The 23,152-nt window shown below is 55.8% G+C and carries 15 protein-coding genes and 2 CRISPR repeat arrays; of the genes, 2 read left to right on the forward strand and 13 right to left on the reverse strand.

The window, feature by feature from the left end; translation table 11 throughout:
- Window positions 1–3 precede the first annotated feature (3 nt).
- Window positions 4–984 carry a FecCD family ABC transporter permease gene (locus ACFO3S_RS25970; protein ID WP_378102136.1) on the reverse strand — a complete coding sequence of 327 codons (981 nt, stop codon included), beginning with the start codon at window positions 982–984 and terminating at the stop codon, window positions 4–6.
- 10 nt (window positions 985–994) lie between these two features.
- Window positions 995–2,026: an ABC transporter substrate-binding protein gene (locus ACFO3S_RS25975; protein WP_378102139.1), complete on the reverse strand. Its 1,032-nt coding sequence runs from the start codon at window positions 2,024–2,026 to the stop codon at window positions 995–997.
- Between the two features lie 140 nt (window positions 2,027–2,166).
- On the opposite strand from ACFO3S_RS25975, the gene ACFO3S_RS25980 reads away from it, so the two are divergent.
- Window positions 2,167–3,747: a helix-turn-helix domain-containing protein gene (locus tag ACFO3S_RS25980; protein ID WP_378102142.1), complete on the forward strand. Its 1,581-nt coding sequence runs from the start codon at window positions 2,167–2,169 to the stop codon at window positions 3,745–3,747.
- Here ACFO3S_RS25980 and ACFO3S_RS25985 read toward each other — a convergent pair.
- From ACFO3S_RS25985 to ACFO3S_RS26005, 5 genes are all read right to left on the reverse strand, one after another.
- The gene (locus tag ACFO3S_RS25985) at window positions 3,736–4,698 is read right to left on the reverse strand and encodes an acetylxylan esterase (protein WP_378102145.1); all 963 of its coding nucleotides are present in this window, start codon (window positions 4,696–4,698) and stop codon (window positions 3,736–3,738) included. The two genes, ACFO3S_RS25980 and ACFO3S_RS25985, sit on opposite strands and share 12 nt — an antisense overlap.
- 15 nt (window positions 4,699–4,713) lie before the next feature.
- A complete protein-coding gene (gene mgrA, locus ACFO3S_RS25990) occupies window positions 4,714–5,706 on the reverse strand; it encodes an L-glyceraldehyde 3-phosphate reductase (RefSeq protein WP_378102148.1) in 993 nt (330 codons plus the stop codon).
- Window positions 5,707–5,731: 25 nt separating this feature from the next.
- Window positions 5,732–7,474, reverse strand: a complete 1,743-nt coding sequence (locus ACFO3S_RS25995) for a B12-binding domain-containing radical SAM protein (RefSeq protein ID WP_378102150.1) — start codon at window positions 7,472–7,474, stop codon at window positions 5,732–5,734.
- Between the two features lie 259 nt (window positions 7,475–7,733).
- On the reverse strand, window positions 7,734–9,080 hold the full coding sequence (locus tag ACFO3S_RS26000) for a GH1 family beta-glucosidase (RefSeq protein WP_378102153.1): 1,347 nt from the start codon (window positions 9,078–9,080) through the stop codon (window positions 7,734–7,736).
- Window positions 9,081–9,174: 94 nt separating this feature from the next.
- Window positions 9,175–10,209, reverse strand: a complete 1,035-nt coding sequence (locus tag ACFO3S_RS26005) for a hypothetical protein (RefSeq protein ID WP_378102155.1) — start codon at window positions 10,207–10,209, stop codon at window positions 9,175–9,177.
- A gap of 246 nt (window positions 10,210–10,455) precedes the next feature.
- On the opposite strand from ACFO3S_RS26005, the gene ACFO3S_RS26010 reads away from it, so the two are divergent.
- Entirely contained in the window at window positions 10,456–11,235 is a 780-nt protein-coding gene (locus ACFO3S_RS26010) for a hypothetical protein (protein WP_378102157.1), read from the forward strand.
- A gap of 36 nt (window positions 11,236–11,271) precedes the next feature.
- Here ACFO3S_RS26010 and ACFO3S_RS26015 read toward each other — a convergent pair whose 3' ends face one another.
- From ACFO3S_RS26015 to ACFO3S_RS26040, 6 genes are all read right to left on the reverse strand, one after another.
- A complete protein-coding gene (locus ACFO3S_RS26015; protein ID WP_378102160.1) occupies window positions 11,272–12,261 on the reverse strand; it encodes a serine hydrolase domain-containing protein in 990 nt (329 codons plus the stop codon).
- Window positions 12,258–12,722 carry a MarR family winged helix-turn-helix transcriptional regulator gene (locus ACFO3S_RS26020; protein WP_378102162.1) on the reverse strand — a complete coding sequence of 155 codons (465 nt, stop codon included), beginning with the start codon at window positions 12,720–12,722 and terminating at the stop codon, window positions 12,258–12,260. The genes ACFO3S_RS26015 and ACFO3S_RS26020 overlap by 4 nt, the downstream gene beginning before the upstream one ends.
- A 1,209-nt stretch (window positions 12,723–13,931) precedes the next feature.
- A CRISPR array of direct repeats spans window positions 13,932–16,331; the repeat unit is 32 nt; unit sequence GTCGCTCCCCATACGGGAGCGTGGATTGAAAC.
- Window positions 16,332–16,421: 90 nt separating this feature from the next.
- A CRISPR array of direct repeats spans window positions 16,422–18,171; the repeat unit is 32 nt; unit sequence GTCGCTCCCCATACGGGAGCGTGGATTGAAAC.
- A 188-nt stretch (window positions 18,172–18,359) separates the two neighbouring features.
- The gene (locus tag ACFO3S_RS26025; RefSeq protein WP_378102164.1) at window positions 18,360–19,442 is read right to left on the reverse strand and encodes an efflux RND transporter periplasmic adaptor subunit; all 1,083 of its coding nucleotides are present in this window, start codon (window positions 19,440–19,442) and stop codon (window positions 18,360–18,362) included.
- Between the two features lie 136 nt (window positions 19,443–19,578).
- Window positions 19,579–20,940: an ABC transporter permease gene (locus ACFO3S_RS26030; protein WP_378102166.1), complete on the reverse strand. Its 1,362-nt coding sequence runs from the start codon at window positions 20,938–20,940 to the stop codon at window positions 19,579–19,581.
- Entirely contained in the window at window positions 20,937–21,650 is a 714-nt protein-coding gene (locus ACFO3S_RS26035; RefSeq protein WP_378102168.1) for an ABC transporter ATP-binding protein, read from the reverse strand. The genes ACFO3S_RS26030 and ACFO3S_RS26035 overlap by 4 nt, the downstream gene beginning before the upstream one ends.
- 821 nt (window positions 21,651–22,471) lie before the next feature.
- A partial coding sequence (locus ACFO3S_RS26040; protein WP_378102170.1) for an IS3 family transposase occupies window positions 22,472–23,152 on the reverse strand: 681 nt, incomplete at its 5' end.

Raw genomic sequence — 23,152 nt, forward strand, 5'->3', positions numbered from 1 at the left:
CCTTCACGCCCTCCTCTGCGCCAGATAGATCAGGAAGGGCGCTCCCAATACGGCCGTCACGACGCCGGCCGACACTTCCTGGGACGGCACGATAAACCTGGCCGCGATGTCCGCCAGAAGGAGCAGCGTCGCGCCCGCAAGCGCCGAGTAGGGCAGAATCCAGCGGTAGTCCTGCCCGACGACATAGCGGACGATATGCGGCACGGCGAGCCCTACGAAGCCGATCGGCCCCGCGATGGCCACGGAAGAGCCGGCCAGCAGAACCACTGCCGCCAGCGCCAGCGCCTTAACCCAGACGGCGCGCAGCCCGAGCCCCTGGGCCGTCTCCTCGCCGAGACTGAGCAGATTCATCTGCCTCCCCATGATCAGCGCCACAGCCATGCCGGCCAGCATGTAGGGGACGACCTCGAAGAACAGCGACGTGCTTCTGCCGGTGAGCGAGCCGGCCAGCCAGAACCTCATCGTATCGAGAGATCGCTCGTCGAATACGAGAATGCCCTGCGTCAACGCTCCCAGGAGCAGATTGATCGTCGCTCCGGCCAAAATGAGCTTCAGCGGAGTTAATCCGGCCGAGCCCATCGTGCCGAGCAAATAGACGGTCAGGCCGGCTGCCCCGGCCCCGACGAAAGCGTAGACGATCGCATCTATGCCCGACACGCCGCCCAGCAAGTAGAGATGGATGACGATCAGGAAAGCGGCTCCCTGATTGACGCCGAACAGCTCCGGTCCGGCCAGCGCGTTGCGGGTGACCGCCTGCATAATCGCTCCGGCCATGGCCAGGCAAGCCCCTACGAACATCGCGATCAGCGCTCTCGGCACGCGAACCGTCCGAACGATCAGATGCTCCCTCGACCCGTCGAAATCCGCGATGGACCGATAGACCTCGGGCAAGGAGATGGCCTGTTTGCCCAGCGCGATGCTGGCGCACAAGCAGAGGCCGACCAGAAGCAGGCCGAGCGCAATTCCCCCCAGACGCATCGCCATGCCGTGCCTCCTATTGCTCACCGAAGAAACGATAGAGGTCGTCCAGAATCAAGTTCGACGCCTGGATGCCCTGACCGCTGAGCCAGGTTTCCCAGTTCACCATGTAGACCCGGTCGTTCTGAACCGCGGACAGCGTTCCCCACAGCGGATTCGTCTGAATTTTCTCGTTAAAATACGCCGCTTCGCTCTCTCTTCCGAACGAAATAATGACATCCGCATCCATATCGCCGATCTGTTCCTCGGTAATCGCGATATGCTGGCCGGAGACGCCCTGCTGGTTGGCAGGACGAGCAAGTCCGGCCTCCTGGACGATCGCTCCGGAATAGGAGTTCTCGGTGTAGATGCGAACGTGGTCTTCGCGGGGACGAATGAGACTGACCGTCTCTCCCGTCCTCTTATCCGCCACATCCGTTTTGAACTGCGCGATGCGCGCCTCGAATTCGCCGATGAGCTTGTTCGCTTCCTCCAGCTTGTTGACAGCGTCCGCCTGATCCCGCAGCAGCCCCTTCCAATCGCCGGTCACCCTCTCGGTCATTACGACCGGCGCGATCCGGCTCAGATCCTCGCGTACAGCCTCGTGCGTATCCCTCTGCCCGATAATCAGATCGGGATTCAGCTTGGCGATCGACTCGAGATTCGGTTGATCCGTCGTACCGGTGTTCTCGATTCCGTCGGTCTGATCCGCCAGATGGGCGAAGAAATTCGCGTTGACCGAGACGCTGTACGGCGCGCCGATCGGCTTGACGCCTACGGCCAGCAGATTGTCCAGACCGGACGAGGCCAGGACGACAACCCGCTTGGGATGCGCCGGAACCTCCACCTCTCCGAAGGCATCCCGTACGATTCGGGTCTCCTCTCCGGCGCTCCCGGCGGGATCCGGAGATGCCGACGGCGAAGCAGATACGGAAGCCGAAGCCGGCGAGGACGACGGCGACGAGGCGCCCGAATCGCCGCTCTTTCCGCACGCGGACGCGGCGAGCGCGACGATCAGCAAGCTTATCATAGCAACGATAACCGATAGTTTTCTGGATTTGAACAGCATGACTGCAAGCTCCCCTTTAAAATATATGATGATAATGAGAATCTTTATCAATTATAATGAGAGGGGGCTCCCTTGTACATGTCCGATCCTATCCAGATTCGATGACCGATTTTATCTCCGACTCGCCAAGGAGGCGACTTATGCATTCCGTTATTGTCCGGCCTGAACCTTTTCCGCTGCTGCTGCTTTCTTCGATCTATCGCCGGCGTCTTCGCGACCCGGCCAGCGTCCGGCAGTTCAGGTCTCCCGCGCGCATGCTCGTCTATGTGACCGGCGGCGCCGGAACCGTATGGATCGAGGAAAAGCAGTATCCCGTCGCGTCCGGCGCGCTGTATCATCTGCCCCCGGGAGCTTCCGTCGAATGGATCGGCCGCGGCGGCTTTACGGAGCTTTATGTGCTGCTGATCGACGCGCGGTGTCTGGTCAAGCGCAAGGGTGTATGGGAGACATCCGTCCCGTCGAACGAGAAGATCGAACGGCTGCTGCCCCCCGGCCGGGCGCCGGCCGAAGACCCCGAGTCCGCGCTCAAGCGCTTCGAGGAGATGCACCGCTGCCGACGCGATCAGCCGCGCGACCCCGTCAAGCTCCAGCTCCTGTTTCAAGGGCTCGTTCACGAGCTGGCCGCGCAGCGGCCGCTTGGCGGCGAGAGCAAGGAGGTCGACGGCAGCATCGGACTAAGCGTAGACTACATGCACAGCCGCTACCGCGAGAAGATCAAGCTGGAGACTCTGAGCGACATTTCCGGGTTCACCCCGACTTCCTATTCGAGAGAGTTCAAAAAATGTTACGGACTGTCTCCGATCGATTACTTGAACCGCTACCGGATCGAACAGGCGAAGCAGATGCTCGCCGAGCGCAACCGGTCGATCAAGGACGTGTCTGCCGCCAGCGGATTCGGCAACGAATTTTATTTCAGCAGAATGTTCAAGCGGCATGTCGGCATCTCGCCGTCCCATTACGTAAAAAGAACCGATCTCCGCATTGCCGTAGCTTCGACGCTGCGATTCCAGGACATGCTGGACTCTCTCGGCGCGTCCCCCGTGTATTCGGCCAACTGTCACAAGAGCAAGACGATGGACCGGGCCACCCACCAGACGATCGTCGCCGGCAAAATCGCCGAGATGCGGCAAGCCGCCCCGGATCTGATTCTATGCGACGATTACCACAGACCGTTCCTCGAGCAGCTGAAGCAGATCGCGCCTACCGTCGTCATCAGCCTGAGCATGGACTGGCGGGTCAACAACCGGCGAATTGCCGAGATCATCGGCAGGGAAGCGGAAGCCGAGCGCAACTTCAAGCAGCTCGAGCGCAGAGTTGAGGAAGCCCGAGCGCCGCTCCGGGAACGCTACGGCAACGGGTCGGTGACGATCATGAGGGTGATCCACAAGCTGATCCGAATTCAAGGGTTGTCCAACCATCCGATCAACGAGCTGATCTACCGCGATCTGGGACTGAAGCCGGGCTTCTGCGTGCCGTCCAACGCGATGAACGTGGAATTTTCCCCCGATAATTATCCCGATATGGACACCGACCATCTCTTCGTGCAGACCTTGTTTTTTTATCCCGAGGACGAGACGATCTTCGCCGGCATGCAGAAAAGCCCGAGATGGCAAGCCATCCGGGCCGTTGCGAACGATTGCGTGCGCCAGACTCCCAACTGGGTCGGCATGAGCTGGTCGACAAGCGGAAGAATGCGGATTATCGAGGAATTATTGCAATAGCCTCGACGCGATATAGCGCAGCGCCTGACGCTGCATCCCTCCGCTTACCGAATGACCGGTAAACGGGAACGCCTCAATTCTTTTGTCGCTTTGGACGCGATTAAACGCCGCATAGATCGTCTCCGGCATCGTGACCGGATCCTTCAGGCCGACGGTGACGAAGATCGGAATGCGAATCCGGTGCGCCAGGTTCATGTTGTCAAAGTAGCTGAGCGTGCGGAGCACCGCCTCCAGATGCTCGGGGAACCGCTCCACGAAGGCGGCGGCTTCCGTCAGAGAGCTCGTCGAATTCAAAATGCCGAAGTCCATATGGCACATATTCGGAAGATGCGGGACGGCGATCGCGGGCTTGTCGGACAGCGCCGCGGCGATCATCGCCAGCCCGCCTCCCTGGCTGGCGCCCATCGCGCAGATGCGGCCCCGGTCGATCTCCGGCTGCTCGGCGACCCAATCCAGCGCCTTCAGCGCATCGATCGTGATCGCTTTGTAATAGCACGTATCCCGATCCAGAATGCCCTGCGTCAGCCAGCCTTTCGTCATGCCGTAATGCTGCGGCAGCAGATTGCCCGTCTCTCCGGCCTGGCCGCGAACGTCGATGGCGAACACCGCCAAGCCCATCAGCAGATACGAGGCGTAATCCTCCGGGTATCCTCGGCTGCCCGAGTACCCGTGATAAAGCACGACGCAGGGCAGCCGGCCTCCGTCTGCCCGCGGGAAGCGAGGCAGCAAGTACCAGCCGCGGATCGGCGTCTCGTCGAAGCCCTCGTAGGTTACGTCGTACGCCTCCATGAACGCCATCGGCGTCTCCGCCGGCGTCCGGACCGCGTTCAGCGGTTTGGCGGCGTAACGCTTCAGCTCCGTCTCCCAATATTCCTCCAGATCAGGCTGCGCCGTCAGCGGAGGAGCCCATCGCTCCAATTCTTCTATTCGTCTGGCTACCGCATGGCTCATCGATCACCGGCTCCTTCAGGCTCGTAATATCGTTTCGATCCGCGCCAGCTCTTCCTCGGAGAAGTCCAGCTTCTTCAACGCCGCGACGTTGTCGTCGATCTGGGACACCTTGCTCGCCCCGATCAGCACGCTCGTGACCCGCTCGCCTCGCAGCACCCACGCAAGGGCCATCTGCGCCAGCGACTGTCCGCGATCCGATGCGATATCGTTCAGCTTGCGCACCTTGTCCAGCTTGTCCTGCGTAATATTCCCTTCGTTCAGGAAGACGGACGCTCCGGCCACCCTCGAGTCCTGAGGAATGCCGTTCAAATAACGGTTGGTCAGCAGCCCCTGCTCCAGCGGAGAGTAGACGATGGAGCCGACGCCCCCCTCCTCGAGCACGTCCAGCAGCTCCTCCTCGATCCAACGGTCGAACATGCTGTAGCGGGGCTGATGGATAACCAGCGGCGTGCCAAGCTCCTTCAGAATGCGAATCGCCTCTCTCGCCTGCGGCGCCTTGTAGTTGGATATGCCGACGTAGAGCGCCTTGCCCGAACGGACGGCGTAGTCGAGCGCCGACATCGTCTCCTCCAGCGGCGTCTCGGGGTCCGGACGGTGGTGGTAGAAAATATCGACGTAATCCAGCCCCATCCTTCTCAGACTCTGATCGAGACTGGAAAGCAGATATTTGCGGGAGCCCCATTCCCCGTAAGGACCTTCCCACATGTAAAAGCCGGCTTTCGTCGAGACGACCAGCTCGTCCCGGTACGGCTTCAGATCGGACGCCAGCAGACGTCCGAACATCTCCTCCGCCGATCCCGGAGGCGGCCCATAGTTGTTCGCCAGGTCAAAATGGGTGATGCCGAGGTCGAAAGCCCTCCTGATCAGGGCGCGACCGTTCTCGAAGGAGTCGATTCCCCCGAAATTGTGCCACAGTCCGAGCGACACCGCCGGAATTTTCAATCCCGAGCGGCCTACGCGATTGTACTTCATCGATGCATAACGATCCTTGCTGGCCAGATAAACCATGAGTCGTTTCCACCTCTCGAATAAGTTAGTTGACGGCCGCAAGCCCTTCGGGCAGCGGTAGAGCGAGCAGCTGCGGCCCCGCCTGCTCCCCCGAATAGAGAAAGACGAGCAGCGACGGACGGGAGCGATCGACGCGGCCTTCCTGCAACCAAGCGCCGTAATCGAACGGCAGCCGGTCCAGCGCGCTCTTCTTCTGCAGCTCGCGCTCGTCCATGCCGAGCTTCTGCGCCGCGTACTTCAGCCCGTCCGACCACAGCCCCTTGTCCAGGCGGTCCTCCCACCAAAGCTTGCGGGGCTTGTACTTATGCTGCAAATAGTAATCGATGCGGAGCAGGCCGAAGGCGACGTCCCGGTCCAGCTCCGGCCGGGCGTCATGCTCGAGGAAGTCCCGCAGCCGCGCGAACAGGTCCTCGAGCTGGTGGCCGATCCGGCTCCAGCCCCGCTCCTCCCAGTAATCCCCGAACGCCTGAAAGAAGTCGAACGGCGACGGGTAGGCGCTGCCGATCAAATATTCGATCGTCCGGTCCATCCGGTGCGCGTTCCAGAATTTCTCCAGCACATCCTCCACCCGCTTGATCCGGACGATGTCGCCGAACGGCATCAGATCGTTGCCGAGCATCTCGTAAGGGGCGCGGTCCGAGTAGACGTAGCCGTACTTGTCCGCGTTGATGCGCAGTCCCGTTCCCCGCAGCATTTTCAGGAAGCCGAGCTGAAGCTCCTCCGGACGCAGAGCGAATACGTCGTTAAACGTCTTGCGGAACGTATTGTAATCCTCGTGCGGAAGCCCGGCGATCAGATCCAGATGCTGGTCGATCTTGCCGCTCTCCTTCACCTTGACGACGGTGCGCGTCAGCTTGGCGAAGTTCTGCCGACGCTGAACCGCCAGATTCGTCGGATCGTTCGTCGACTGGACGCCGATCTCGAAGCGGAAAATGCCCGGAGGCGCGTGCTCGGCCAGAAAGTCGAGCACCTCCGGACGCATGATGTCGGCGGTAATCTCGAACTGGAACACGCAGCCCCGGTGATTGTCGATGAGGAAACGGAAAATTTCCATCGCGTAGTCGCGCTTGATGTTAAACGTCCGGTCGACAAACTTGATCAGCTTGGCGCCGCTGTCGATCAGATAGGTCAAATCCGCCTTAACCCGCTCTATATCGAAATAGCGCACGCCTACCTCGATGCTGGACAAGCAAAACTGGCAGCTGAACGGACAGCCCCGGCTCGTCTCGAAGTAGACGACGCGATTGCGCAGCGACGGAACGTCCTCCTTGAACCTGTGCGGAGAAGGAATGGAGTTCAGATCCAGCTTCGGCCGCCCCGGCGTGACAACGACCTGACCGTCCTTGCGATAGGCCAGTCCGAAGACGAAGTGATACTTGCGCTCCCCGGCGATCTGGCGCAGCAGGTCGCGGAACGTCTCCTCGCCTTCCCCCATCACGATAAAGTCGACGGAAGAAAGCCGGTTCATCCAATCGTCCGTGTCGTAGGACACCTCGGGCCCTCCAAGAACGATGCGCGCCTCGGGCAGCACCTTGCGAAGCATGTCGATGACGACGATCGTCTCTTCAATGTTCCAGATATAACACGAAAACCCGATCACGTCGGGCTTCTTGGAGAACAGGTCGGCGGCGATGCCCATGGCCGGATCTTTAATCGTATATTCGGCGATGTCGATGTCGAACTCGTCCTGGGCGTAGGCTTTCAGGCACCTCAGGGCGAGCGAGGTGTGGATGTATTTGGCGTTCAGCGTCGCTAAGACGACTTTCATGGGCGGAATCCTCTTTCGGCATAAGGCTTTTCCTTATTGTAACGGATAACGGGCGCGGAGGAAAATGCTTTTGCATGGACGGCTTGTTCCATCAAGCTTCCGCTCGGAGGTGGACGGGGGCTAGCGGTCTGCGAGACCGTTATTCGATCGGATTCGGACGTTGGACGACGGTGAGCGGTCTGCGGGACCGGAATGAGGGCTTTCCCGAAGCCGGTATGAACCGTCGGAAAAGCCCCCTTCTATTAAAAAGCCGCTGCGCTTAAACCTCGAACCCGCCGTTCGCAATAACGTCCCGGATAAAATAGTAGCTGTCCTTCGGATGCCGCTCCAGCGTCTCGTAATTCGTATAGACGATGCCGAAGCGCTTGCGGTAGCCTTCCGCCCACTCGAAGTTGTCGAGCAGCGACCAGGCGAAGTAGCCCTTCAGCGGCACGCCCGACCCGATCAGACGGTGGCACTGGATAAAATGCTTCCTATAGTATTCGGTACGAAGGTCATCGTGAACGCGGTTGCCCTCGGTTAGCTCGTCGTCGTAGCAAGCCCCGTTCTCGGTAATATAGATCGGCGTGTCGCCGTACTCCTGATGCACCCAGCTCAGCACCTTGTACAGTCCGTCCGCGTAGACGTTCCAATCCATGTACGTCTTGTCGAAGCCGATCTGCACCTCCTCGCAGTCGAACAGTCCCTCGCCCTTCTTATAGCGTCCGAAGCCGCCGCTGTAATAGTTGACTCCGATGAAGTCGATCTTCTGCGCGATCGTCTCCATGTCGCCCGGCATGATCGGCACCGTCGCCCCCTTCTCCTTAAACCAATCGACCATGAACTGGGGGTAGCTTCCCTTGAACGTCGGGTCCATGAACCATTCGTTGTTGAACGCCCGATTGCGTCGTGCCGCCTCGACGTCTTCCGGAGAAGTCGTATACGGCTCGAACCAGTACAGATTGTGCGTTGTGCCGATCTCTCCCCGAATGCCAAGCTCGCGGAATTTCTTGACCGCTTCGCCGTGCGCGACCATGCAGTGATGGGCGACGTTGATCGCCAGCTGCAGGTCGGTGTTGCCCGGAGCGTGAGCCCCGATGTAGTTGGACAGGAACGAGACGCACCACGTCTCGTTAAACGTAATCCACTGGTTGATCTTGCCGTCGAACGCCTTGAACACGACTTCCGCATACTTCACGAACGCGTCGATCGTCTCGCGATTGTTCCAGCCGCCCCTGTCTTGAAGAGCCTGGGGCAGATCCCAATGATACAGCGTCACGCAGGGCTGAATGCCGGCGTCCAGCAAAGCGTCCACGACGTTCCGGTAATAATCCAGCCCCTTCTCGTTCACGTCTCCCGTCCCTTGCGGGAAAATGCGGGGCCAGGCGATCGAGAAACGGTACGCCTTCACCCCCAACTTTTTCAACAGGGCCACGTCTTCCTCATACCGATGATAGCTGTCGCATGCCACGTCGCCGTTATCGTTGTTATACACCTTGCCCGGCGTATGGGAGAACGTGTCCCAGATCGACAGCCCCCGGCCGTCCTCCTGATAAGCGCCTTCGATCTGGTAGGAGGCGGTTGCCGTTCCCCAGACGAAATCCTTCGGAAAATCTATTTTAGCCACAAATCATCCCTCCGCGAGTTTGGATGGAAAACGGTTTCTATCCATGGATTCGTCGAAGGGATGCGGAATTCCTGTATGCGATTTTGGCGTGTCTTTAGTTGTTTTTTGCGGCGGGCAGCTTGGCCAGCGCTTCGTCCTGCAGCTTGTCGAGAAATTGTCGTACGGCTGGAACATCCTTCTGCTCCCCGTTCTCTCCTTGAACGAACAGCTGCCCGTTCGACTCTTCCAGGATGGACAGAAACTCTTGCGCGAGTTGTCCGGCAATCGTTCCTCCGTGGGAAGAAGCCATTTGCTCATATTGGGTTTTCAGCTCCGGAAGGATGGCGAACGTCTCGTCATCGAAATTCGGCGTATTGCTCATGCCCATAAAATAGATGCTCAGATACCGCAGGAAGCTAATTTCGACCTGCTCCCTCTCCGGCGTATCCGGGAACGTCACGATATAGCTCTCGGCGGCAAGCACTCGGGAAGCCAGCTCATCCCAGGAGATGACCAGAGCGGCATCCTTGGCCGCAGGAACGTCGGATTCCCGGGCCATCAAGTCGAGGTAGGCCTTCATCGCGATTGTGACCTGATCGCCGTAGGCCAGCAGCCTGCCGTAATCGACCACCGGAAAATACTGTCCTTCCGCCGTCTCGACCTTGTAGCCTCCGGCAATCGTATCCTCTACGAGCTCGCGAACGTCTTCGTCGGCCAGCTTCGCGACTTCCTTCTCGGTGATCGGCCAGTCGAGCTCGTACAGCGCCTGCTGGACTTCGGACACTTCGAACGCTTTTTGGGTTTTCGGCAGGTCTTCCTCGTAATACTGCTTCAGCGTCCGGATCAGTTCGTCCGCTTGGGCCGGCTGCACCTGTTCGATCGACTTCTTCAGCTCGCCATACACTTCCTGCGCGGGGGCTCCCGCCAGCGTCATCTGCCGATAATGCTCGGCAATCAGCTCATCCGAACCCGGAGACGGAGTGGCCGAAGCCGATTCGGTCGGTTCCGGCGCCGTATCCGCAGGAGACGAGGTCGGAGACGGGGTGGATGGCGGCGCGTCGGGCCCGTTGTTCTTCGACCCGCATGCGGCAAGAGCAAGGGATAATACCAGTATGGACGCCGCTATCTTTGCTCGATGGTTTTTGGTCAATGCGATAACCTCCCAGTATTGCGCTTATGTCTATAGGTTACAACGATGGGGGCGAGCCGGAAGTTGCAGGAGTCGAATTTAAAATGGGGGGATCTTCTAGCGGGAATATTGACGCCGGAAGTACGCTATGCTATGCTCGTTTCAAAATAAAGGCAATGAAACCTTAAGGGTTCAACCTCGCGATGCGCGCCCGGTTGGATCCTTTTTCGTTTGCAGGTTTATTTTACGAGGAAACGAGGAGAAGCAATGGACAAGAAATTCGAATTGCTGCAAAGGTTGGACGAGATCGGTCGATCGCTGGAGAAACGAGACGGATCGTTAGCCTTAATCGGGCTGGGGTCCGTCGGAATCGAGACCGCTAGAATCGACGAATTTTCCGATCTCGATTTTTTTGTCATTGCGGAGCCGGGAAGAAAGCGATCGTTTATCGAAGATTTGGGCTGGCTCGATGAAGTGTGTCCGCTAGCCTATCGCTTCAAGAATAGCGAGCTTGGCCATAAGTTTCTGTTCGAAGACGGGATTTACGGGGAGTTTGCCGTGTTTGATCCTATCGAATTGAAAAGCGCAGCCTATAGGGGCGGACGGACGGTGTGGAAGCGCGCCGCGTTTGCGAACAATGATATCGGACAAGGAACATCCCCTATCCCGTCCATTCGCGAATCCTCCATCGACCATGCCGTAGGCGAAGCATTGACGAATCTGTATGTCGGATTGAACCGATACCTTCGAGGCGAAAAGCTATCCGCATTCCTGTTTGTACAACGATATCCGATCGACAGGCTGCTGTCTATCCTGCATCTGGTGGAGCCGGAAGTCGAGTATTTTCCCGACTCGTTCGGTAACGAGAGACGATTGGAGCAGCGCTATCCCCGATTCTCGGGCCGATTAGGCGGCATGCTTCAAGGCTACGACAAAACCCCAGAATCCGCCTTGAACCTTCTCGACTATCTGGAGCACATTTCTCCTGTCAATCCAAGAATGAGCATGGAAATTCGCGCGCTGGCCGAACGCTGCATTCCAAGTTGAGGACAGCATCGTACCCGGCGCCGTCGCTACTCCGCCCTAATCCGTCAGCAGCTTCAACAGATCGTAGCCTATCCGGTCGGGGGAATCTTGTATGAGCCGGTTGCGATAGTTGGATAGCACGACGACTCCTGTTCTCCCTTTGAATCCCATATAGCTGGAAAATCCGTTCGTGGCTCCATTGTGCATGATCCACTCCTGATCCAGTATCCAGCCCAGGCCGACCTTGAGACGCCCGTTCATTCTTGCCCGAGCGATGTGCGTCAAGGCCAGCGCCGAGCCGTCTTCTGCGATCATATGCGCTTGCAAGAAACGCAGCATGTCCGCCGCGGTGGAGCGAATCGCTCCGGCTCCCTGAAAATCGTTCATCACCAGCGGCGGAACCGGCTCCCCCTGAACCGAATGGCCCGGGAGTATTCTGTCTCGCCGAGAAGGCGAGATAGAGATAAAGGTATCGGACATGCCTAGCGGCTCCGTGATCCATCGCCGGAGCAGCTGCTCGAAGGTCGTCTTTTCGTGCCGAGCCATCAGCAAGCCGAGCATCCCCATGCCGACATTCGAATAGCGAAATTTGCTCCGACACCGGGAGACTTGAGCCTTTATCCGCTTTTCGAGCTCTTTGACCGTATATTGGCAGTAAGGATCTCTTTCGGCTTTGGGGGCAAAGATCAGTCTAGCGCCTCTTAGGATGCTGTAGGAGGGCAATCCGGACGTATGGGCAGCCAACTGCTCGATAGTTATAGGGTGCCCTTCCCCGATCTCCGGCCAATAGCGGGAAATCGAATGTCCAAGCGCCATCGCCCCGGCTTGCAGCAAGTGGGCCAAAATGCTGGTCGTGAATACTTTGGAGATCGAACCGATCTCATAGACGATCTCCCGAGGATCGACGTCCTTCCGAAGAGGATTATCGCCATAGGCAAAAATATGCTGCTGTTCTTTATGGATTATCCCGATGGTCAGAAGCGCGTCTTTTTTTGTCCGCACGTAAGACTCCGCAATGCCGCGCACTTGTTCCTCGAGCGAACTCATGTCCCCTCTCCCTCCTTCTCCTCTTCGTCCGATCGCTGAACGATTTCATTCAGCTTCGTCAGAATCGACTTCAGTTGGAGAAGCTCCTCCGGTGCAAGCTGAGAATAATACTTCTGAATGATGGCCCTCTCAACGGTTTCCATTTTTTCGAAATCGTTCTCCGCCTCCGGCGTCAGCTCCAGGCGAATCTCCCGCCGATTATCCGGATTGATGGTGCGTGTCAGCCGTTTTTTCTTCTCGAGCGCGTTCAAGATTTGGCTCACCGCGCTGGGCGTAATCCGCAGCCGTTGAGCGATCTCTCCGGCATGAATGGACGGGTTGGAGCGTATGAGCTCCAGCACGATCAATTGCTTGTCCGTCAACGTGTCGTCGATCAGCTGATCGAATTCGAACCGCAGCCTGGCGTTAATTTCGTATTCGATTTGATTGATTTCCTGAATGAGGCGCACCGCATCCTCCATTCGAAATCTCCTCTCTAAACAATTAAGTTAACTTAACTATAAGTGATTCTTAATTGTTTATCAAGACGTTCGACGGTGATTTCATAATTCGAGCAAGGAGGCGATCGCTAGCGAAAAGACGACGAACTACTTTGAAAGAAAATAAAGTCCCTATTTGTATAAGAGAGTGAATTAAGCCTATAACGTTTATCACAACGGAAACCTCCTTCGCTCTCGATACCCACTTATACGAACAAAAGAAAATAACCCGCCTAGGCTGGACGCCGCGGGTTATTTTCTGGCGCTGACTGGCGGTTTTCCGCCAATTATTCAGAAATTATCCTCGTCCTACTCAAATGAATCAACAATTTTATGCAATGTCACACCGTCCGGCATAGCTTCGTCAAAAATTGCTCTATAGTTTTTATACGACCTTGCGACCGTGTTATTATCCGAACGATGAATATCAATCTTCTCAAATAATTGACTTGATGGAGCATTGCCCAGATGGCTTGTATGAGCAAATTTCTGTTCCAGCGTAGAGACATCATTATGCTTATCGGTGCTACTATATTTGATCCGGCTGTTAGAAACTCGACAAGCATAAGTTCTTGGATTTCCTTGAAGCGAGGAAGGGACAAAAAAAGATTTGTCCGTAATCCTCCCGCTTAGTATCCAGAAATGCGTGCAGAGCTATGCCGTCAACTTGAGCGTACAACCGTTCGATCCCCAACCAGTTCCGGCCGCAGCGCTCCAGATACCTTCATGCTTCGAAGCATGCGTTCGAAAAGAGCCAGTATGTCGTCATGTTGAATGTCGTAGGAAGCGTCTCTTCTTCTGTAGTGGGCATTGAACGTGAACCACACCTCCATCTCGACCCGCTTGTCATTTTCAGTAGGCAACAGCTCCAGCAATATTCTCAGAGCCTCTGGAACATCAGTACAACCTTTTTGAGAATAACAGGAGTTTTCAAGAACCAAAATAAGCGTCGGTGAAAATACCACCTCACTTCCTTATTTCCCTAAGAAAAGCTTATAATAGAGTCAACTTCATAAAAGACTTGGTGCGAATCCCAAGCTCACATGATTTTCCTGGGGGATTCGCACCTCTTGCTGCACAAGGGCTCTCGGGTTTTCGGAGCATTTTTGAGCCTGTTTTCTCGCCCCAAAATGCCGATTCGCACTTTTGAGCCCCAAATCCCTTGCCCCGCAAGGTCTCAAATGGGGCGCTGTCGCTCCCCATACGGGAGCGTGGATTGAAACGCCACGCGTCTAGGGTCAATCGCCATCTTCGGCCAGGTCGCTCCCCATACGGGAGCGTGGATTGAAACTTCCTGTTTTCTTAATAAAACTACCCTTAGACATGTCGCTCCCCATACGGGAGCGTGGATTGAAACTAAGAAGCGATATCGAGTCCTCAAGGGCGGCCGCGCGTCGCTCCCCATACGGGAGCGTGGATTGAAACGAAAGCTTTTTCAAGGTTTGGATATTCTCCAGTCGCTCCCCATACGGGAGCGTGGATTGAAACATTACTACATTGGCAACCAGTGGATCGGCTGGAAGTCGCTCCCCATACGGGAGCGTGGATTGAAACGTTATGTCCTGTCCCTTTCCACCTCTTCAATATGTCGCTCCCCATACGGGAGCGTGGATTGAAACACTGAGTTAAAAAGTTTCTCGTAATGCCTGGCGGTCGCTCCCCATACGGGAGCGTGGATTGAAACATATAACCCTCCGAAGTACGACCGTCCAGCACGTCGCTCCCCATACGGGAGCGTGGATTGAAACTTTATCAAGCAGATCATCGGTCTGATCGGTGGCGTCGCTCCCCATACGGGAGCGTGGATTGAAACCCACACCGGACTAAATCGGTCTACGATGCGGTTGTCGCTCCCCATACGGGAGCGTGGATTGAAACCTCGGTATGCACGGGCGCACGCTGGTTGAGAAGGGTCGCTCCCCATACGGGAGCGTGGATTGAAACTCGTTGATTTGCGAAGCCTCTGCAACCGCCTTGAGTCGCTCCCCATACGGGAGCGTGGATTGAAACAATATCGATCTTGAGTTGATCGGACATCTATTATGTCGCTCCCCATACGGGAGCGTGGATTGAAACTAGGTGCGAAGGGTGCGAAGGAGGTGCGAAGGGGGTCGCTCCCCATACGGGAGCGTGGATTGAAACATATGGGTAATCTGAATGTGATCTTTCGGGCAAGTCGCTCCCCATACGGGAGCGTGGATTGAAACCTCTATTATCCTCTTAGATGTGGTATAATAGAGAGTCGCTCCCCATACGGGAGCGTGGATTGAAACTCGGCCGTCGCCACAAGTCCTCCACCGCGTCCCGGTCGCTCCCCATACGGGAGCGTGGATTGAAACGGTTTCGATCATCTCGTATTCGATCTTCCGCTCGGGTCGCTCCCCATACGGGAGCGTGGATTGAAACCTTGACGCGAACTCGGCTGTATCGGTCGAAGGTTGTCGCTCCCCATACGGGAGCGTGGATTGAAACCCTCGGCTGTATCTCCCATTGCCTTATTAAAGGGTCGCTCCCCATACGGGAGCGTGGATTGAAACACTTACGATCCAACGTCGCCGTCTTGGTTTGGTTGTCGCTCCCCATACGGGAGCGTGGATTGAAACTTCCCTTAGATAGGCTTGATGTTGTATGATCAGGTCGCTCCCCATACGGGAGCGTGGATTGAAACACTTACGATCCAACGTCGCCGTCTTGGTTTGGTTGTCGCTCCCCATACGGGAGCGTGGATTGAAACTTCCCTTAGATAGGCTTGATGTTGTATGATCAGGTCGCTCCCCATACGGGAGCGTGGATTGAAACCGCCCGGACACTCATTGCACGATCCTCTTTGGCGCGTCGCTCCCCATACGGGAGCGTGGATTGAAACTTTTGTAAGTTCGTGACCCTTAACTTTATTATCAGTCTCTCCCCATACGGGAGCGTGGATTGAAACCTCTTGCCGTACCCGTCGCTGGAGCGATTATGGGTCGCTCCCCATACGGGAGCGTGGATTGAAACAGGTGTGCGGCAACCGAGCTTTTTGATGCTGTCGGTCGCTCCCCATACGGGAGCGTGGATTGAAACCAGCTAATACGCACCGAATTGTGCGTAAGCGCCAGGTCGCTCCCCATACGGGAGCGTGGATTGAAACATCAACGCGGAAACGCTCAAGGCCCAAGCGCAGGTCGCTCCCCATACGGGAGCGTGGATTGAAACCGCAGTTTATCACTGGCTTGATCTTAGGCATCATGTCGCTCCCCATACGGGAGCGTGGATTGAAACTTGATGTATTCGACCGGGTGCTGCAGATCGTCCGGTCGCTCCCCATACGGGAGCGTGGATTGAAACCATTTGGCGAATGAGATGTTAGCGGACGTCATCGTCGCTGCCCATACGGGAGCGTGGATTGAAACCCCTCCTATGAAACAGACGGGCCGTATTCACCAGTCGCTCCCCATACGGGAGCGTGGATTGAAACCGGATCGCCGCCGCTGAATACATCCTAAAACACGAGTCGCTCCCCATACGGGAGCGTGGATTGAAACACAGCGACGGCAGTCGACGGCCAAGTCATAAGCGGTCGCTCCCCATACGGGAGCGTGGATTGAAACTTCTGGATAATACTTTGTTGCCCTGTAATGATCTGTCGCTCCCCGTGGATTGAAACGCCTATGTGGAGGAAAAGCTTCTAGGGCATATGGTGTCGCTCCCCATACGGGAGCGTGGATTGAAACATTCGGCGGCCGCCATCCGCGGCGTTCCGCCTCGTCGCTCCCCATACGGGAGCGTGGATTGAAACCGGGCGTATAGCCGATCAATAGAGTCCGCGCCAGTCGCTCCCCATACGGGAGCGTGGATTGAAACTTTGAAGAAGTCGGCGATATATGACACACCGCCCCGTCGCTCCCCATACGGGAGCGTGGATTGAAACTTTTTAATAAATTCCTTCTTTCGCAGAAGGTCGGGTCGCTCCCCATACGGGAGCGTGGATTGAAACAGATCGTTTACGCGGATACGCTGGACCAGCGACGTCGCTCCCCATACGGGAGCGTGGATTGAAACAGATCGTTTACGCGGATACGCTGGACCAGCGACGTCGCTCCCCATACGGGAGCGTGGATTGAAACTTAAGTGGGCAGCTCGTCGCCTAGGCGTTTATCGTCGCTCCCCATACGGGAGCGTGGATTGAAACACGCCGTTTTGAACTTTTGTTAGTTTTATCTCGGCGTCGCTCCCCATACGGGAGCGTGGATTGAAACCGAAGCCTAAACCGAAGCCGACCCCGGAAAAGCGTCGCTCCCCATACGGGAGCGTGGATTGAAACGCTTCGGGGCCGCATCCCTCAATGCAGCTCGCGGGGGTCGCTCCCCATACGGGAGCGTGGATTGAAACAACCAGCCCAACAATCTTCCCTCGGTATTCGTGGTCGCTCCCCATACGGGAGCGTGGATTGAAACTTTTAGCCTTGATAAGAACCTACGTTCGCATTATGTCGCTCCCCATACGGGAGCGTGGATTGAAACTATTCTACCCCTCGGACAAGGTAGTGGGGGCGGGTCGCTCCCCATACGGGAGCGTGGATTGAAACTTCCAGACAACTACAACGGTCGAGACGCTACACGTGTCGCTCCCCATACGGGAGCGTGGATTGAAACTCTTTGGTCTATAACAATCTTACCTGAGATTGGGTCGCTCCCCATACGGGAGCGTGGATTGAAACTTATAATTATACCCAAGTTTGTCATATGATAAAAGTCGCTCCCCATACGGGAGCGTGGATTGAAACCTCCTGCATCTCCTTGACCCAATACACCGCCGACCGTCGCTCCCCATACGGGAGCGTGGATTGAAACGTCCATTGTTTGCTTAAATGCGGGAACAACCGCCGTCGCTCCCCATACGGGAGCGTGGATTGAAACAAGAAAAACCGCTTCGGCTTGCGCCGGGGCAAGAGTCGCTCCCCATACGGGAGCGTGGATTGAAACAAAACGTTGTGGCGCGCGTTCCCACTCTTCCTTGGTCGCTCCCCATACGGGAGCGTGGATTGAAACCCCGCATCCCGGTCAAGGTGCCGTCGAAGCCGCTGGTCGCTCCCCATACGGGAGCGTGGATTGAAACCCGCAGTCGCCAACGCAGTTTTAGCTTTAAGAACGTCGCTCCCCATACGGGAGCGTGGATTGAAACTTTTTTTCTGGGCCAGTTTACGACGTAACCCTCGTCGCTCCCCATACGGGAGCGTGGATTGAAACGAGTTTGACGTACTGGGCGGCGCTAAAAAGTACCCGTCGCTCCCCATACGGGAGCGTGGATTGAAACGCGCGGTTATTCCGGCGAGCTGTACGACGGGGACGTCGCTCCCCATACGGGAGCGTGGATTGAAACTTAATTAGAATGACCCTCTGCGCCTGCTGACGGGTGTCGCCCCCCCCCATACGGGAGCGTGGTTTGAAACGACCTGGGCGATATGCACCGTAACTTTCCGGCCTTGTCGCTCCCTAAGCGGGAGAGCGGATTGACCCAACGATTGCGCGGTGCAGTCTCCGACCGGAATCGGCTACTCCCACACAGCAGCATAAAACAGACGAACCTGACAGCTTGTTGTCAGGTTCGTCTGTTTTTAGATGGAACGCCATCCGGCACTTATTGCAGAGAGACCGTATCGCCTTCCTTCAAGCCCTCCAGCACCTCGGTTTTATCCGTCGTTTCCAGGCCTGTCTGAATATCTCTGCGCTCGTATTGGCCCAGTCCGTTGTCCAGCATGACATAGGCAGAGTTCTCATCGCGCATGATGGCTATCGACGGCAGCGCCAATACATTTTCCTTGCGGCTGGTCTCGATATCGCCGGTCAGCGAAAGCCCGGCGATCAGATACTCGTTTGGCTCAAGGGAGATAATGACCTCAAACTGCGCCGCTTGATTCAGGCTGTCCTGGTCGGTTCCCGTCTTGGCAAATTTGGAGACATGCTTTACGGTTCCGGTCAGCGGCACATCCTTCATCGCGCTCATTGTCACCTTCACATTCATTTCCGGCTTAATCCGGAATACATCCTGCTCCCCGACGAGGGCGGTAAACTGCAGCTTGTCTAGATCGACAATTTTGCCAATATATTGATTATCGCTAAGCGCTTGCGGCTTCTTCGCTGCCGAATCGAACAGGAAGATGCCTGCGGTCGAAGCGCGGAATTCGGAATTCTGCAGCTTCAGTTTTTTCTGCTGCAGCTCCTGACGCCGAATCGATTTGCGCACGTCCTCCAGTTCCTTCGTCAGTCGCGAAATCTCCCGGTTGGCAAGCAGTTTCCTGCGGCTCTCCTCGGTTATTTCGCCTGCAACCGCTTCGGTGTCGAGCTCCATAATAAAAGACTGAAGTTGGGCTTCCAGTTCGGTTTTGCGAAGCTCCGCTTCTTCAAGTGCAATCTGGTTCTGCAGATCGGTCTGGTCCAGCCTGAACAGCACATCGCCTTTGTTAAGCTGCTGGCCGTCCTCGATCTTCCATTCCGTTACCTTGGAGCTGAACGGAGCATAGATCGGCGTTTCCTGCTCATACAGCGATTTTCCCTTGACCCTTATCGTGTGAACCAGTGTCTCTTTCGTGACCTGGAATGTGATGGCTTGGGATTCCACCCCCGGATCCGCGACCCGGGCGGGCTTCGACATGGAATACAACACGTAGCTGATCCCGGCAAGAATGATGGCGATAACGATCCACTTTATTTTTTTCTTCACTTTCTCTGCTCTCCTTCTCTCATACCGCTTTGAATTGGCAGTTGCGGAGTCTGCGTAACCTCTAAATGCAGCCCGTATCCTCAGTTGCCGTCCCGGCAGGGCGTCTTATGCTTTGCCGAAATGGATATCGATATCTCTAATCCCGCTTGATCGCGGTTAAAGCATCGGTCCGCGAAGCGCTGACCGCCGGATAGATGCCCGATATAATGCCTGTCATGATCGCAAAGGCTAGTCCGACCGGAATCGCTGTGTAAGGAATAAAAATCGCTATTTCCGACTCCCCGTTATTCAATGACAAAATAAGCGCGTTAATTGCCCATACAATCCAGTAGGAAAACATAATCCCCAGCAGCCCTCCCAGCAAACCGAGCAAGGCTGCCTCAACAATGAACATATTGCGGATCTGGGACAGATTGGCCCCCAGCACCTTCATAATGCCGATCTGCCGGCGGCGCTGATAAGTCGACATCGTCATGGCGACAATTATGGAGATCGAGGCGATGATCAAAATAAAGACGCCCGCACCGATCGCAATCGCCTTGAACACGGCAAATTGCTCCTCCAACTGCTCCTTCTGCAGCAGATTCGATTGCGTCGACACGGTAAGCCGCTGCAGTTGCTCCTCGACCTGCTTTACGTTTTGCTCCGCGTCCACCTTCACTTTAACCGAGTTATACGTAGTTGTGCTGTTATGTACCGAGGCTGGTATCAGCTCCTTGCGCAGCTGCTCGGCCGTTTCGATCGAGATGTAAACCTTGCGATCCTGGGCGATGGAAATATCGCTGCGGCCCTTGGGCTTCTTCAACACGCCAATTACCTGCAAGGGAGCGCTCGTAAGCAGTTTTCCATTTTCGTCATACTTCATCAGTTGAATCTGGGTCTGGTATAGCGCCGTCGGTATGACCATCATATTGCGGTATTGCTCCTGCGCGCTTCGATCATTTGCTGAACGTTCCATCGCTTCATAAAGCTTGTTTCTAGTCTCCTCGTCCATCAAGCCCATCGTGGCCCCGTAGCTGAGCACAACGGAATGGATATCGGAGCCGTCGGCCTTGCCTTGCGCGAAGCTCTCGCCGAAGTTCTCCAGCCGGGCCAGATCGGTAGCGACCACTTCGGCGAAGCCCTCTTTGCCGTCCGCTGTCGTCATTTCCAAATAATCAAATGTCTGATAGGGTGCAACAGCCGTGACATGCTTCATATTGCGCATAATCTCGAGCTTCTGATCCGTCAGCAGCCCGCGGTTTTTCGTCTCATCGCTGACCTGGTCGGACTCGCTCTGGCCCGGTATGGCGCCAGAATTAGGCATGACCGTAATCTCATCCATTTTCAGAAAGCTGTTCAGCTCAGATTCGACAATCTGCTGCGTCGATTCTCCGATGCTCATCGCCAATATAATTGCGGCACAGCCGATGGACAAACCGGCTGCGCACAGCATGGTCACGACCTTGCGCCGTCGCACCTGATCCCAAGACAGCCTTGTAAGGTCGCTGATTCTCAAGCTTGTACCTCCTCTGCTTCCGCTTGCGGCTCGACAGCCGGCTGGGTCGTCTCGAGTTGTCCGTCCCGCAGCGTAATGATCTTCTGCGTTTGCTGCGCCACCTCGCGCTCATGCGTGACAATAATAAAGGTGGTGTTCATCGACTTGTTAAGCCGCTTGAGGATCGCCAATATTTCTTCCTCCGTTTTCGTATCCAGGTTCCCGGTCGGCTCGTCGGCGAAGATGACCGAAGGCTCGGTAATCAGCGACCGGGCGATGCTGACCCGCTGCTGCTGTCCGCCCGACAGCTGGGACGGAAACAGCTCGGCCTTGTCCGGGATACCGACCTGCTCGAGCAGCTGAAGCGCCTTCTGCTTGCGAACCGAGGGACGGGTTGAATGAAAGACAAGCGGCATCTCGATATTTTCACGCACCGTCAAGTTCGGCAGCAGCTCATAGGCTTGAAATATAAAGCCGATATGCTCGCGGCGAAACTCGGCCAGCTTGTTCTCGTTCATCTTGACAATGTTATGACCGGCGATGTAAATGTCGCCTTCAGTTGGCTTCATCAGCCCCGCCATCAGATTGAGCAGGGTCGACTTTCCTGAGCCCGAGCTGCCCAGCAGCGCAATCATCTCGCCCTTGCGAACGTGAAAATCGATGTTCTGCAGAACAAGCGTGGTCTCGCTGCCATTCTTGAAAGCATGGGACAAGCCCTCTACACGAAGCAAGTTCTCCACTCCTTTATATATCTCTCTCAGTCCCTGCGTGTTATCCGATATAATTTCCGCAAGATACCAGACTTGTTGCCTCGCCGTCTATTTTACCAGAAAGAAACAACCCGTGGTTCGACAAATATCACTAAAAAAAGCAACTCATAAGCCTCTTCGCTTCAGGGCCGCTCTTTGAAATTCCCCAATAATCAATCTCCGCTCTGAACTTTCACTTGCATGCCTTGAAAGCATTGCCCAGCTTCACGGTGTCCGTGACGCCCGTTACCCGCAGCTCGGCATCGTATTGCTTAGGTTCAATCTGACGAAGAACCGAGACAACGGTTCAACCAGCGGCTCTTCTTCGTACCGATCGGTCTTCTTAAATAATTGTTCAATAGGATGCGTAGAAAAGGGAAGCAGCTTCTAATTGTTGGAGAATGATGCTATCTGAATTATACTAAAAGTATGTAGTGCGAACCTCAAGCTCACATGATTTTCCCGGGAGATTCGCACCTCTTGCTGCACAAGGGTTTTCGGGTTTTGGAGTCGTTTTTGAAGGCGATTTTCAAGTGAAAATTGACGATTCGCACTTTCGGACCTCAAATCCCTTGCCCTGTAAGGCCTCAAATGGGGCGCTGTCGCTCCCTGTACGGGAGTGTGGATTGAAACCCCGGGGGAGGGACGCCTTGGAAAACCCGCCTGAGGTCGCTCCCTGTACGGGAGTGTGGATTGAAACCTTCTCTTACGGCTTCCGCCGCCACTCTTCCCCCGTCGCTCCCTGTACGGGAGTGTGGATTGAAACGAAGTTTGGACCTCTGTCAAGATAGTAGACATAAATTTTAATGATTCACCGTATTAAAGTAATATTGTCGTTCAAAATCAGATGGGGTGAGATAGCCAATCGACGAATGAATACGTTCGTTGTTGTAGAAAACTTCGATGTACTCAAATATACTTTTCTCGGCTGCTTCACGGGTCGCATATTTGTTCAGATAGATGAGTTCCTTTTTGATGATGCTATGGAACGATTCAATGCACGCGTTATCGTAGCAGTTCCCTTTACGGCTCATGCTCCCGATCATGGAATAGACCTTGAGCTGCTTCTGGTAATCGTGGGAGGCGTACTGGCTGCCACGATCGGAATGATGCAGCACTTCTCCGCTGGGCTGTTGACGGCCGTGAGCCTGCCTCAGCGCCTGCAGCACTAATTCCTTCGTCATTCGGTCGCTCATGTGCCAGCCGACGATCTTGCGGGAGTACAAGTCCATTACACTGGCCAGGTACAGCCAACCTTCCTCCGTCCCAACGTAGGTCATGTCTGTCACCCATTTCTCATTGGGCTTGCTTGCCGTAAATTCCCGGTTCAATACATTTTCTTGCACCGGCAAGTTATGTTTGGCGTTCGTTGTGGCCTTATACTTTTTGACCGTTCTGGATCGCCACTGCTGCTTGTTCATGATCCTTGTCACCGTTCTCTCGGAGATCACGACGCCTTGCTGGCGGAGCTTACTGGCGATCTT

The organism is Cohnella hongkongensis, from assembly GCF_042654645.1.
Classification (GTDB): Bacteria; Bacillota; Bacilli; order Paenibacillales; family Paenibacillaceae; genus Cohnella; species Cohnella hongkongensis.

What these genes read in the sequence shown, in the direction of transcription:
- ACFO3S_RS26015 (WP_378102160.1), bottom strand. Translation starts at nt 12,261, where the DNA reads ATGAGTTCGCTCGAGGAACAAGTGCGCGGCATTGCGGAGTCTTACGTG.
- mgrA (WP_378102148.1), bottom strand. Translation starts at nt 5,706, where the DNA reads ATGGTTTATCTGGCCAGCAAGGATCGTTATGCATCGATGAAGTACAAT.
- ACFO3S_RS25975 (WP_378102139.1), bottom strand. Translation starts at nt 2,026, where the DNA reads ATGCTGTTCAAATCCAGAAAACTATCGGTTATCGTTGCTATGATAAGC.
- ACFO3S_RS25985 (WP_378102145.1), bottom strand. Translation starts at nt 4,698, where the DNA reads ATGAGCCATGCGGTAGCCAGACGAATAGAAGAATTGGAGCGATGGGCT.
- ACFO3S_RS25970 (WP_378102136.1), bottom strand. Translation starts at nt 984, where the DNA reads ATGGCGATGCGTCTGGGGGGAATTGCGCTCGGCCTGCTTCTGGTCGGC.
- ACFO3S_RS26010 (WP_378102157.1), top strand. Translation starts at nt 10,456, where the DNA reads ATGGACAAGAAATTCGAATTGCTGCAAAGGTTGGACGAGATCGGTCGA.
- ACFO3S_RS25980 (WP_378102142.1), top strand. Translation starts at nt 2,167, where the DNA reads ATGCATTCCGTTATTGTCCGGCCTGAACCTTTTCCGCTGCTGCTGCTT.
- ACFO3S_RS25995 (WP_378102150.1), bottom strand. Translation starts at nt 7,474, where the DNA reads ATGAAAGTCGTCTTAGCGACGCTGAACGCCAAATACATCCACACCTCG.
- ACFO3S_RS26020 (WP_378102162.1), bottom strand. Translation starts at nt 12,722, where the DNA reads ATGGAGGATGCGGTGCGCCTCATTCAGGAAATCAATCAAATCGAATAC.